This window comes from Halomonas sp. Y3 (genome assembly GCF_024137965.1).
GTDB lineage: Bacteria > Pseudomonadota > Gammaproteobacteria > Pseudomonadales > Halomonadaceae > Halomonas > Halomonas mongoliensis.
This window is the reverse complement of sequence record NZ_CP099975.1, coordinates 524,219-537,361: the sequence shown is the minus strand read 5'-3', so window position 1 is coordinate 537,361 and position 13,143 is coordinate 524,219. Positions and strand designations below refer to the sequence as shown.

Sequence of the window (13,143 nt, the reverse complement as noted above, 5' to 3'; positions counted from 1 at the left end):
CTCACTGTTCGGCAGTCTGCAGCTGGTGATAGCGAAACTGAGACCGGGCCTCGTCCAGGCGCATGCCACTGCGCGCCGCTTCGCGAATGCCGTTCTCGGCCGCCTCGATGGCCTCGGCGGTCTTCAGCACCGCCTCCTCGTGCTCGCTGGGGATAACTACCACACCATCGGCATCGCCACGCAGCAGATCACCCGGAGCCACCCTGGCGTGACCGATATTGACCGGCACATTGGTGGCCTCGACCTGCACCCGATCCTTGCCGGTGCGCATCCAGTGGCCACGAGAATAGACCGGGTAGCCCAACTCACGACATAGCGCCACATCCCGGCAGACACCGTCGATCACCGTACCGGCGATGCCGCGACGATGGGCGATCTCGGTCAGGATATCGCCCCATACGGTGGCGTCATCACGCCCCTGGTTATCCAGCACCAGTACACTGCCGGGCGGAACATCGTCGATATAGTCACCCACGGTGCCGGGCGGGCTGCTGGCCGGCCCGTACTTGAGGGTGTAGGCGCGCCCCGTCATCCGAAAATCACCATCGCGGGGAGCAATGCGATAGCACTGCCCGTCGATGCCGTGCTTGTCCAGAGCGTCACTCAGGGTAGCGGTATCCAGCTTCGCCGCGCGGGCCACGTTGTTGTCGTTGCTCATCATCCGTTCTCCAGCATATGTTCGTAGTTGCCGTCCATCACATCGCCGATGGGCTGGCCTGTGAGTATCGCCTTGGCCATGACAGCTTCCTTGCGCACGACCATCTCGGCGGTCTCGATGACCTCCTCGATACGGCTGGCCGGAATCAGGATCACGGCGCTGTTGTCGGCGGCCACATAATCGCCCGCCTCGACATGGACCTCGCCGACTCGAACAGGCACATCGGTGCCCACCTCGGCGACCCGGCCCCGAGCCGTCCGGGAGGTCAGGGTGCGAGCAAAGACGGGGAATCCCATCTCCCGGGCCTCGTCGATATCCCGCACAGGCCCCTCGGCGACGACCCCGGCAATACCGCGCATCTTGGCGCCCAGCGACAGCAATCCTCCCCAGCTGCCCGCATCGAGACCGGTGCGCTGCTCGACGACAATCACATTGTCCGCCCCCCCCTTCTCGATGGCACTGCAGCAGAGATGGCGCGGCGGCCTCTCGGGGGCCCTGGAAGACAATGCCTCCACCGCTTCCAGCTTGACGGTGATGACACGCCCCGAGATTCGCCGGGTACCGGCGAACTGCGACAGGCCCGTCACCGCACCGGGCAGTTCCAGCTTGTCCAGGGCATCGGAGAGCGCACAGCAATCCAGGCGGCGCAGACGAGTCAGGAAATCATCCGACATATCAGTCACCCTTATATTTGGCTCACAGGTTTCCAACTGGCGAAGCACAGCCCCGTCCCCGTCAGCGCCGGGGTGCGATAGCCGGGCACATACTCGGCCCAGTCCAGCTCAAGGTCGGTTGCCGCTGCCGCCACCACGATCCAGTTGCGGATTTCCGAGCTCCCGGCCTTGAGGCGACGCGGATCGATCGCGGCCAGATACTCCAGATCGCCGTTGCGGAAAGCCTCGATCAGCCGGTGATCGAACTCTTCATCGACCACGAAGTGGGACAGCCCCCCAGAGGCCATGATCCCTACCTTCAGGTCCTTCGGATACTCGGCAATCAGCTCGCGCAGTGCACGCCCCAGGGCCACGCAACGCTTGGCCGTAGGCTGATTGGGGGGGTCGAAGGTATTGACCATGATCGGTACCACGGGAAGCCGAGCATGCGAGAGGTAGCGACGGTGAGGGAAGGAGAAGGCATGCCCCTCGAACTGCTCGCCCTCGAGGCCGGCCAGGGCTGTGATGTCGAACTCCTTGTCGGAGAGACGACGAATCAGCCACTCGGCAAGCTCGCTATCCACCGGGTAATGCACGTCACCGTCCGGCTCCTGACGCTGAGCCCGGGCATGACGATACCAGCTGTCGTCCTCGCTAAGCTCTTCACGCTTGGCGTTGCGAATGGTCTCGCCATAGTAGATGGCGATGGCCGGCATGTTGGTGAGCCGAAACAGCTCCGTCTGATCATCACCAGCTACCAGCAGGACATCCAGCTCGGCCTCGGCGATTCGATCCCGAAGCTGGTTCATCGCCGAGTCGGCAGCATCGAAGCGCTCGGCCATCAACTCGGGAGTCACCATCGATTCGGAGTCGACCGGCGCTACCGCCAACAGCTCTTCATAGGTGCGATGGTTGCCTTCACGGTCGAAGTAGTGCGGATTACGGGGGTCAACCTCCTTGAACCCGTACTGCCAGTCCTCCTTGCGGGACGTCAGCATGATGCTGTGCGAGGTTCCGAATGCGGCCGTTAATCTAGCCATGGGCAAAGCTCCTGTCTGTTGTTGGTTATTGACACCCCGCCGCCTAAACGACGTGTCGCTGCTTCAGCTCATCGATCCGTGCGGGAGAGAGTCCCAGTTCCGTCAGGATGCGATCGGTATGTTCCCCCTTCTCAGGAGCCGGCCTAGCCTTCTCGGGACGCGGAAAGCGGGACAGCCGAATCGGCGTGTTGACCACCTCCAGGGAGCCGCGTACCGGATGATCGATATCCCAGGTCACATCCAGATGCTGGACCTGTTCATCCTCGAACATCCTGTCGATACCATAGATAGGGCCGCAGGGCACACCGGCCTCGTTAAGCGCATCGATCCACTCCGCCGTGGTGCGCTCCCGGAAGAACCCTTCGATGGCTGCATTGACCCGATCGCGATTCTTGACACGCATGGCATCCGACTCGAAGCCCGGTTCCTCGACCAGCTCGGGAACCCCGAGCACCTGACACAGGCGCACCCACATGGTCTGGCCGATGGCGGCGAGATTCAGATAACCATCACGGGTGGCATAGACGCCGGTCGGCACGGTAAGGGGGTGCTCGTTGCCATTCTGCCCCGACACCTGCCCATCGATCAGCCACTTGGCCGCCTGGAAATCGAGCATGGCGATCTGGGACTCCAGCAGGTTGGTCTGCACCCACTGCCCTTCGCCGGACGCCTCTCGCTCGAGCAGCGCCACCAGGATGCCCTGGGCACAGAAGTGGCCGGCACACAGATCAGCCAGGGGGATACCAACGCGAGCCGGACCTCGCCCCGGCTCACCGGTGATGGACATCAGCCCTCCCATGCCCTGGGCAATGGAGTCGAACCCCGGGCGCTTGCTATAGGGGCCGTCCTGACCGAAACCGGAAATGCTCGCATAGACCAGACGAGGGTTGAGCACACGCAGCGATTCATAGTCGATACCGAGCTTGTACTTGACGTCGGGACGGTAGTTCTCGATGAAGATATCGGCATTGCGGATCAGGTCTCGGAAGATCGCCTTGCCCTCCTCGGCCTTGAGATTGAGAGTCAGGCTCTCCTTGTTGCGATGCAGGTTCTCGAAGTCGGCCCGGTCATGATCCCGCGCGCCGATCATGTCATCACCGCCCGGCGCCCCATCGGGAATCTCGAGCTTGATCACTCGCGCCCCCATGTCGGCAAAGAGCCGAATGGCGGTGGGGCCCGCGCGCACGCGGCTGGCGTCAATCACGGTGAAACGCGAGAGGGGGCCGTTATGATTGTTGGTGTTCAGCATGTCAGGCTCCACATTGGGTCAAGAAGTCGATGCCATCATGCCGGAACGAACAGTGGCAGCGTGGGACCCTCTTCCTTGAGCCGGCGAAAGACGGCACGCACCGGCTGTCCGATGGACAGACGCTGCGGATCGGCATCGATGATATTGGTCATCAGGGTCACCCCCTCCTCCAGCCGCACGAAGGCGATGGTGTGGCCGGGCTGTCCCTTGCGCATCAGGGTGCTGTAGGAGTAGATCTCTCCCCTGCCGCTGACCGCCTTCCACTCGACACGGTCGCTGAGGCAGTGAGGACAGACCATGCGCGGATAGAAGTGGGGCTCCCCACAGGCCTGGCACTCCTTGATCAGCAGTTCTTCCCGCTCGGCGGCGGCCCAGAAGGCCTCCACATCCATCTGTGGTGACTTCGGTTCGGGCCTTGCTTGCTTTACATCTGCCATCTCACTCCCTCCCCAGAATAATGGTGCCTGCGGTATGGCGTGAGGCGAGTGCCCCGCCGATGCCGCTGGCAATGGCCAGGTCACAGTTGGCAACCTGCACCGCTGGCGCGGCCTCACCGCGCAGCTGGCGCACCGCCTCGATGATCTTGGTCATGCCGCCACGATTGGCGGGGTGGTTGTTGCACAGGCCTCCACCGTCGGTGTTGAAGGGCAGCCGGCCCTGACCGGAGATCAGGTTGCCGTCGGCCACGAAGCGGCCGCCTTCTCCCTTGCGGCAGAAGCCCAGGTCCTCGAGCTGCATCAGCACGGTGATGGTGAAGCTGTCGTAGAGGGAGGCATACTTGATGTCACCGGGGGTGACGCCCGCCATCTCGAAGGCTGCCGGACCGGACCAGGCCGCCGCCGAATAGGTCAGATCGATCTGCCCCGCCTGGCCATCCTTCTGGGCCTCTCCGGCGCCCAGCACCTTGACCGCCGGGCGTCCCAACTGGGCGGCGATCTCGGGACGTGCCACGATCACGGCGCCGCCGCCGTCGCTCATGACACAGCAGTCCAGCCGATGCAGTGGGTCGGAGATCATCGGCGAGTTGACCACCTCTTCCACGGTCACCGGGTTGCGCAGCATGGCGTTGGGATTGTGCTGTGCATGCTGCGAGGCAGCCACCTTGATCCATGCCAGCTGTTCGCTGGTGGTACCGAATTCATGCATATGGCGGCGCGCCACCATGGCGTAGAGGTTCTGGGTCGCCGGCCCGAAGGGAAGCTCGAAGGGCAGGTCCGGGGCATCCGGATCGGGCGCCTTGAGCGCCAGGGAGGCACCGGCGGCCCGCGGACGCCCGGCCAGGGTCACCAGGGCGATATTGCAGCGCCCGGCGGCGATGGCTTCGGCGGCGTGGGCCACGTGCAGGATGGGGGCCGAGCCACCACACTCGGTGGTGTCCACGTGACGCACCTTGAGCCCCAGGTACTCCACCATGCTGGTGGCACCCAGCCCCGGCGCATCGCCGGCACAGAAATAACCGTCGATATCGGACTTGCTCAGCCCCGCATCCTCCAGGGCGCCCTTGGCCACTTCCGCATGAAGTCGCGCCACCGAGATATCGTCAGCCCGGCGGGTGGGGTGCTCGTAGGCACCTACGATGTATGCCTTGCCATTGAGACTCATGATGTCAGCACCGCATAGCCGTTGTTGAGAACCACCGCGTCGCGCTCGGCGACGAAGGCACGGAAGGAGATCTCGTTGCCCTTCTTCCAGGCTTCCACGGTGAGGGTTTCACCGGGGAAGAAGGGCGCCGAGAAGCGCGCGTTGTACTCCTGAAGTCGGGTCGGATCACCGCCCGCAAACTCGTTGATCAGCAGATTGGCGGCGACCCCGTAGGTGGCCAGGCCGTGCAGGATCGGGCGTGGAAACCTGGCACTGCGGGCGATTTCCGGGGAGGCATGGATAGGGTTGCGATCCCCGTTGAGGCGGTACAGCAGCGCCATCTGGGGGGAGGTGGTGGCCTCGAGGCGATACTCGGCTTCTCCTTCCGGCAGCCTGTGGGGCTCGATCATGGGTCCGCTCGGCCCCCCGAAACCACCATCTGCACGAGCGAAGGCGGTACCGCTCACCGTGGCCAGCAGCTCACCGCTCTCGTCGTCGTGGATGTCACGGCTGAGATAGAGGATGGCGCCGCGCCCCTCTCCCTTGTCGATGACATCATCGACCCGAGTCACCGCGCGCAGGGTGCCCGCCGGGGGGAGCGGCTTGTGGATCTTCAGGCGCTGCTCGCTGTGCACCATCATGCGGTAGTTGATTCCCGCCTCGGGGTGAACCGCCCAGCCCTGCGGGGAGCAGAGCACCAACGGCATGGTGGGAAACGCCTGGAGCCCCTCTTCATAGACATACTGCAGCTGCCTGGGATCCTCGGGATCCATGCCCAGCCCCAGGCTCAGGGCGAACAGCATGGTGTCCTTGTCCGTGTAGCGCTGAACTACCGGCTCCATCTCCCAATTGATCAGGAATTCTCGATTGATCGGCATGGCTTTGTCCTTGTTGTATCGTGCCGGGGCCAGGCGCATCGCCTCGCCCCCGGCGTCTGTTACATGGAGTCCCAGGCAAAGTATTCGCCGCCGTCCAGAGGCGTGAAGAATCGCTTCATGGAGGGCATGGCGCTGTCGTGGATCGCTTCCTGGGTCCAGCCGTCCCCGTAGGACACGGAGCGAATCGGGCGAATCTGGTTGAACAGCATCAGCTCGTTGCGGCGTACCCCGAAGATCTGCCCGGTGATTCCCTCGGCCAGGTCGGAGAGCAGATAGGCGATAAGCGGCGCCACCTTCTCGGGGGTATTGAGCTTGGCCTTGGCGAGTCGCGCCTTCTGCTCCGGGGTCTCGGCCACGATATTGTCGAGCATGCGGGTAAAGGCGGAGGGAGAGACGGTGTTGGAGCGCACCCCGGCGCGCTGCATGTCCAGGGCGATGGCCTTGGAGAGCCCGATGATCCCGGACTTGGCGGCCCCGTAGTTGGCCTGCCCCAGCATGCCCACCACGCCGGTCGGGGAAGTCATGTGCACGAAGGCACCGGAGCCCTGGGCCTTGAAGTGTTGCGCCGCGGCGATGGAGGTATAGAAGGAGCCATTGAGATGGGTATCGATGACCAGCTTCCAATCTTCCAGGCTCATCTTGTGGAAGATCTTGTCGCGCAGCACGCCGGCGTTGTTGACCACTCCATCGATACGCCCCCAGGTCTCTACGCCCAGATCCACCATGCGCTGGGCGCCTTCAGGGTCCGAGACGCTATCCTGGTTGGCCACGGCCTGACCGCCGGCCTCCTTGATCTCGTTGACCACCTTCTCGGCGGGGCTGGTCTCTTCCTTGTCGCCGGTCAGGCTGGTACCGAAGTCGTTGACCACCACCCTGGCACCCTGGGCGGCACAGTAGTGGGCAATGGCGCGCCCGATGCCGTTGCCGGCGCCGGTGACCAGGATCACCTTGTCCTGGAGGGTGTTCTTGAGGTTGCCGTCGAGGGATTCGGTAGTGAGGTTGCTCATATCTTGGCTCCTAGCCTTGTTGTTGATGAGGTGTCCTGAGACTTACGCCGCCGTCGCGGTAGTGTTCTCGAAACTTTCCAGGTGATAAGAGACGTCGCCGAACAGACGCTCGGTGACCATCAGGCGCTTGACGTAGTGCCCCACCTGACACTCGTCGGTCATGCCCATGGCACCGTGCATCTGCACCGCCTCCTTGGCGATCAGCCGTGCGGCTCGGGCCACGCTGACTCGGGCAGCGGAGACCAGTTTTAGGCACTTCCTGTCACCCGCCTCATCGACGGCCATAGCCGCCAGAGCAGCCATGGAACGGGACTGTTCCAGGGCGATCACCATGTCGACGAGACGATGCTGCAGCGCCTGAAACTTGCCCAGAGGGGCACCGAATTGCTTGCGCACCTTGAGGAACTCGCGGGTCTGCTCCACCAGCTCGGTCATGGCACCCACCGACTCGGCACACAGCGCCGCCGAAGCGCGGTTCAGTACTGCCTGGAGAGCCTGCTCGGCCCTCTCCCCCTCGGCCAGATGCTGCGAGGGGGACACCAACACCCCGGCGAAGCCGAGCGTGGCGATTTCGCGAGCATCCAGGGTGGTGCCGGCGGTCCGGGTCAACCCCGCCGCATCCGCAGGCACCACCAGCAGCTGCAGGCTTCCCTCATGCCGGGCCGCCACCACATAGGCATCGGCATAGGGTCCATCCAGTACCAGGCACTTCTCCCCATCCAGGCGATAGCCATCCCCCTCGGGGGTCAGCCGACATGCCATCGTCGCGTAGGCATAGCGTCCCCGGGGCTCATCCAGGGCCAGGGCCATGCGCAGCTCGCCGGCAGCGATTGGCGCCAGCCACCGCTCCCGCTGCTCGGCATTTCCCATTGACTGTATAAGGCTTGCTGATATAACGGCCGTGGAGAGATAGGGTTCGGGGCTCAAACAGCGCCCCAGCTCCTCGAGAACCCCCATCTGCTCCACCATGCCCAGATCACTACCGCCACAGGCCTCGCTGAGGATCAGCCCGGTCAGGCCCAGCTCGGCCATCATGCCCCAGCGCTCACGCCGGCGGTCGATACTCACCGGCTGTCCTCGGCGCTCCTGGGGATACTCACCGTCGCAGAACCGCTTGACCGCATCCCGCAGCTGCAACTGCTCTTCGCTAATCGAGAAATCCATGATCGTCTCCTAACCTCGCAGCAACATTTGGGCCGTGACGTTGCGCTGCACCTCGTTGGTGCCGCCGTAGATGGATAGCTTCCGGGAATCCAGGAAGTTGGCTGCCAGCGAAGCACGCTCATCATCGCCGATCAGCGGATCTTCGCCCTCCAGCCGCATGGCCTCCTCGGAGAAGGGAATGGCGGCCGGGCCGGCGACTTCGTAGAGAAGCTCGAAGATATCCTGGCGCAGCTCGGTACCGCGCACCTTGAGCATCGAGGCCTCGGCCCCCGGTGCACTGAAGACCTGATTCTCGCCGAGGATACGCAGCCCGGTGGCCTCCAGGGCCAGCAGCTCGATCTCCAGCTCGGCGACCCGGCGCCGGAAGTGAGGCTCCCCCTCCATGCCCTGCTCGGCCAGCAGCCGCTTGACCCGCAGTAATTGCTGCTTGGAAGCCCCGATACCGGCGATACCGGTGCGCTCGTGCCCCAGCAGATACTTGGCGTAGGTCCAGCCCTTGTTCTCCTCGCCGATCAGGTTCTCCACCGGCACCCGAACGTTGTCCAGGAACACCTCGTTGAGGTCGTTACCCCCCTCGTAGAGCTTGATCGGGCGCACTTCGATGCCGGGAGTGTCCAGATCTATCAGCAGGAAGGAGATCCCCTCCTGAGGCTTGGCCTCCCTGTCGGTCTTGACCAGGCAGAACAGCTTGTCGCAGAAGTGGGCGTAGGAGGTCCAGATCTTGTGGCCATTGACGATGTAGTGGTCCCCATCGCGCACGGCGGTGGTGCGCATGGAGGCCAGATCGGAGCCGGAGCCGGGCTCGGAAAAGCCCTGGGCCCACCAGCTCTCGCTGCGACGGATGGCCGGCAGGTACTTCTCCTTCTGCTCGGGAGTGCCGAAGGCGATCAGCACTGGCCCCAGCATGTTGATACCGCTGGCGATGATCCGAGGTGCGCCTCCCAGCAGGGTCTCCTCGTCGAAGAGATACTTCTGGATCGGGGTCCAGCCGGGGCCGCCATGCTCCTCCGGCCAGCCCGGGGTGATCCAGCCCTTCTCATGGAGCCTGGTGTACCAGGCCACATAATCGACCTTCTCGAGGCGCAGGCCGCGCTCGACCTTGGCCCTGATCGCGGGATCCAGTTCCGCCTCGACGAATGCCCGGACCTCCTGGCGGAAGGCCTCTTCTTCAGGTGTAAATTCCAGTCTCATGATTCGTTCTCGCCTAGTAGTGTTGCGGGCTGGTCACGACCAGCGCATCCAGTGCCACGACGCCATCGGGATAGGCCACCAGCGGATTGATGTCGATCTCCTCCACCTCAGGGCAGCTCTGCATGACCTCCCCGACCCGGGCGACCACCTCGGCGATGGCGGCAATATCCACCGGCTCGCTGCCGCGCAGACCGGTCAGCAGGGCGGCCCCCTTGAGGGCGAGGACCTCCTGCGCGATCGCTTCCTGAGGCACATCGGCGGGCAGCAGACGCACATCCTTGAGCGCCTCGATCCAGACGCCTCCCAGGCCGACCATCACCACCGGCCCCCACTGAGGGTCGCGGCGTGCACCGACGATCAGCTCGACGCCGCTGCGGCCCATGGCCTCCACCAGCACCCCGTCCAGGGTCAGCTCGGGCCGAGCCGATGCTACCGCCGACTGCAGACGCTCCCAGCCTTGACGCAGCGCCTGCTCATCGGCCAGACCGACTACCACACCACCGGCATCGGACTTGTGAGGAAGGTCGGCGGACTGAGCCTTGAGTACCACGGGATAGCCGACCTGCTCGGCGACCGCCACGGCTTCGTCGGCGCTGGTGGCCAGCCGCCCCGCGGGAAAGGCGACCCCCATGTCGGCAAGCCACTGCTTGCAGCGATACTCGGCATGCAGCCCGCTGCCAGGCAGCACCGGGAGCCGGCGTTCGCCCGGCTCGGCGCGCTGGCGCCGCAGGCTGCGGCCATACTGCTCCACCCGGGTGAAGGCGCGTACCGCCCGGTCTACGGAGCGGAAGAAGGGCACGCCGCTCTCCTTAATGGCCTGGCGAAACTCCGGGATCAGCTCGGTCTGGTCACCGAGGATGATCAGCGCCGCGGGCTTGTGGCACTGGGCGATGGCAGGTACCAGATGACGCGCCTTGTCGAGTTGACCGACCCTGGGCCCCCCCATCATCGCCACCATGACGCCGCCGATGCCGGCATCCTCCACTACCACCCGACACAGCCGGGTATAGGCTTCCGGATCCCTGGCGCTGATGGTGGTGAAGTCCAGCGGGTTCTCCGCCACGGCATAGGAGGGCAGAATGGCCCCGAGCCCCGACACGGTGGAGTCGGCAAAGGCGGGGAAAGTCAAGCCGATATCCTCGCCCAGGTCCAGAGCACAGTTCTTGATCGCCCCGGAATTGGTCAGCAGAGCCGGCGGTGCCGCCGGCGGCTCGGGAAACCTGTGCAGGATGGCGGTCACGTCGAACAGTTCATCCAGGGTATCCACCAGCAGCACCCCTTCGGCACGCAGCCGCACGCAGGCCGCTGCATGGTTGCCTGCCAGGGCGCCGGTATGGGACTGCACTGCATCCCTGGCGCGAGCGCTGCGCCCGGGCATCAACATGACGACAGGCTTGCCGGCCTGGCGGGCCCGGGCCACCTGCGCCAGAAAGAGTTCCGGGTAGCGCACCTGCTCCACATAGAGAGCAATGACCCCGACACGCGGCTCATCGACCAGATAAGCCAGATGATCCTCGATACTCAGCACCGCCTCGTTGCCGGTGGAGACGGCATGCATGACCGGCAGGCCATTGGCAATCAGGGCATCACGAAGGTTGTTGGACATGGCGCCGCTCTGGGCCACCACTGCAACCCCCGGCTGACTCTCCTGACGCAGTCTGGCACTGTAGTCAGGGCCCAGCATCTGTGGCTCGAAGGTCAGTGGTATCCCATCGACCAGGTTGCTGAGCCCCATGCAGTTGGGCCCTACTACCATGACACCGCCCTCAGCGGCGACCCGCGTGAGCTCCGCCTGCTGACGCTCGCCCTCCTCGCCGGCCTCGGAAAACCCGGAAGCGAACACCACCGCCGCCCCGATACCGCGCCGCCCGCAGGCACGCACCGACTCGATGACCGCCGAGGCCGGCACCGTCAACACCGCCACATCGACACCCTCCGGCAAGTCGTCGATGGAGCCCACGCAGGCCCGTCCCTGTACCTCGCTGGAAGATCGGCTGACCAGGTGGAGTTGGCCGGTGTAGTCGAAGCTCTCGAGATTGGAGAGCACGAAATTGCCGAAGGAACGCTCGCTGTCGGACACCCCCACCACCGCGATGGAGCGGGGATGGAGCAGACGACTGACGTCATGGAGCTGTCGCTCTCCATGCAGAAGTGGCGTAGTAAGCATTGTGTTGTTGTCTCCTCTGGGCCGACCAACCCCGCGGGTTGGCCGACGCACGTCCATCACATCAGGAATCGTCACTCGCCATCCACCAGGACACGCCAGTCCTGTTCCTCCGGGATGACGCCACCCACGGAGCGAATCTCGGCGTACTTCAGCTCCTCGGCGGAGGGAGCCGGCTTGCCGTTTTCATGCTGCTCGGCGGCACGCAGCAGCAGGTTGCGCACCCGCAGCACGGCACCATCGGCGGAGCAGAGCTGCTCGGTGGTCCGGTCCACGATCGGCCCCTGGCCCAGGAAGATGGCGAAGTCCTCGGTACCGAAGTGCTGAGGGAAGCCGCTGAAGTGACCACGCGCCATGACACCACGATCCTGGCCCCAGTTGTTGGTCTCGTCGCCGGGCGGCAGCGGCGGAAAATCCATCAGATCCGAGCCAATAGTAAAGGGTGTCACCCCCAGGGGACGGCTGGTATTGAAATGGACGAACCAGGCACGGTGATGGGTATCATCCACCGGCACGCTGAAGAAGACGGTGCCCGGCCCACCCTCTTCAGGGGGACAGATAATGCCGTACCAGGGCATCACGAAGTTGTTGACACGTACATACTGCTCATCTTCACCCAGAGGGCGCAGGGCCGCATAGCGGAACCCGTAAGTCATCTCCTCGAACTCGAGGCGAGGCGCCCGCACCCTGGTCATGTGCATGCGCTGCGACTTGCCGGAGGTCAGCTCGGTGGAGGAGGAGTGCAGCACGCCCACATGAGAGGTATCCATGGAGGCTTCGACACCCTGCACCCAGTTGGTGGGAATTTCCTGGCAGGCCACGGCCCGCTGGTCCTCGGGCAGGGAGGTAAAGGGCAGCTCGGGGAAGGCGGGGGGAGTCTCACCCTCCCCGAGCCATACCCAGACGATACCGCCGGCTTCACATATCCTGTAGCTGTTGAACTTGACCTTCTGACAGAAGCTGACCTGATCGCCGGTATGATTGGGCGCCTCGATCATCTCGCCAGTCACGCTGAACTTCCAGCCATGGAACAGACAGGTAAGGGCATTGTCCTCGTTGCGCGCTACCGCCAGTGACGCCTTGCGGTGTGGGCACTGCTCATCGAAACAGGCCACCCGGCCATCATCGGAGCGGAATACGACATAGTTGTCCCCCAGCAGACGCACGCGGATGGGAGTGCCGCCGGCCTCGAGCGACAGTGAGGGGACCGCCGGCAGCCAGTGCCACTGGCGCAGCATCTGCCCCATGGGGGCACCGTTCTCTACACGAGTCAGGCGATCATTTTCTTGCGGTGTCATAGGCATCGTTATTCTCCTTGTATCCTTCTCAACCCGATTGGCTATGTCGGCTCCTCGGCCAGGTGTCACGGAGGCGGGCTCCCGGATCTCGGCGGTGGCGAGACGGTGACAAGAGGCTGGACGTCGGGGGTTGCTTTTCTTTTCTTTATCAGGGAACCTTACATACATCGTGTCGCCGCGAAGACGTTTTGTCAAGCCGCTTCCCAGGTGAAATAACGAGACCAGACAGCTCTCCGAGAGCCATGACAAACTATTGAAAT

At 64.1% G+C, this 13,143-nt stretch carries 12 protein-coding genes; all 12 read right to left on the bottom strand.

All coding sequences use genetic code 11. The annotated features are described in order from the left end of the window. Nucleotide 1 precedes the first annotated feature (1 nt). The 12 genes from NHL60_RS02550 to NHL60_RS02495 all read right to left on the bottom strand — a co-directional run bounded on the left by NHL60_RS02550 (nt 2) and on the right by NHL60_RS02495 (nt 12,883). On the bottom strand, nt 2-658 hold the full coding sequence (locus NHL60_RS02550) for an RraA family protein (RefSeq protein WP_253448633.1): 657 nt from the start codon (nt 656-658) through the stop codon (nt 2-4). Then, nucleotides 658-1,332 (bottom strand): RraA family protein, encoded by a 675-nt coding sequence (locus tag NHL60_RS02545; RefSeq protein WP_253448630.1) that lies wholly within the window; start codon nt 1,330-1,332, stop codon nt 658-660. Before NHL60_RS02545 ends, NHL60_RS02550 begins: the two co-directional genes overlap by 1 nt. 11 nt (nt 1,333-1,343) lie before the next feature. Beyond that, nucleotides 1,344-2,351, bottom strand: a complete 1,008-nt coding sequence (locus NHL60_RS02540) for a hypothetical protein (protein WP_253448628.1) — start codon at nt 2,349-2,351, stop codon at nt 1,344-1,346. 43 nt (nt 2,352-2,394) lie between these two features. Further along, nucleotides 2,395-3,600, bottom strand: coding sequence for a CaiB/BaiF CoA-transferase family protein (locus NHL60_RS02535; protein WP_253448585.1), 1,206 nt, complete (start codon nt 3,598-3,600; stop codon nt 2,395-2,397). A gap of 35 nt (nt 3,601-3,635) precedes the next feature. After that, nucleotides 3,636-4,037 (bottom strand): Zn-ribbon domain-containing OB-fold protein, encoded by a 402-nt coding sequence (locus tag NHL60_RS02530; protein WP_253448583.1) that lies wholly within the window; start codon nt 4,035-4,037, stop codon nt 3,636-3,638. Nucleotide 4,038: 1 nt separating this feature from the next. Continuing rightward, nucleotides 4,039-5,202, bottom strand: coding sequence for a thiolase domain-containing protein (locus NHL60_RS02525; protein WP_253448580.1), 1,164 nt, complete (start codon nt 5,200-5,202; stop codon nt 4,039-4,041). Then, complete coding sequence (locus tag NHL60_RS02520) at nt 5,199-6,059, bottom strand: MaoC/PaaZ C-terminal domain-containing protein (protein WP_253448577.1); 861 nt, start codon at nt 6,057-6,059, stop codon at nt 5,199-5,201. The genes NHL60_RS02525 and NHL60_RS02520 overlap by 4 nt, the downstream gene beginning before the upstream one ends. Nucleotides 6,060-6,118: 59 nt before the next feature. Next, entirely contained in the window at nt 6,119-7,066 is a 948-nt protein-coding gene (locus NHL60_RS02515; RefSeq protein ID WP_253448574.1) for an SDR family oxidoreductase, read from the bottom strand. 42 nt (nt 7,067-7,108) lie between these two features. Further along, nucleotides 7,109-8,230 (bottom strand): acyl-CoA dehydrogenase family protein, encoded by a 1,122-nt coding sequence (locus NHL60_RS02510; RefSeq protein WP_253448571.1) that lies wholly within the window; start codon nt 8,228-8,230, stop codon nt 7,109-7,111. A gap of 9 nt (nt 8,231-8,239) precedes the next feature. Then, nucleotides 8,240-9,421 carry an acyl-CoA dehydrogenase family protein gene (locus NHL60_RS02505; RefSeq protein WP_253448568.1) on the bottom strand — a complete coding sequence of 394 codons (1,182 nt, stop codon included), beginning with the start codon at nt 9,419-9,421 and terminating at the stop codon, nt 8,240-8,242. A gap of 13 nt (nt 9,422-9,434) precedes the next feature. After that, nucleotides 9,435-11,588, bottom strand: a complete 2,154-nt coding sequence (locus NHL60_RS02500; protein WP_253448565.1) for an acetate--CoA ligase family protein — start codon at nt 11,586-11,588, stop codon at nt 9,435-9,437. Nucleotides 11,589-11,659: 71 nt separating this feature from the next. Further along, entirely contained in the window at nt 11,660-12,883 is a 1,224-nt protein-coding gene (locus NHL60_RS02495) for a Rieske 2Fe-2S domain-containing protein (RefSeq protein ID WP_253448561.1), read from the bottom strand. Nucleotides 12,884-13,143 lie beyond the last annotated feature (260 nt).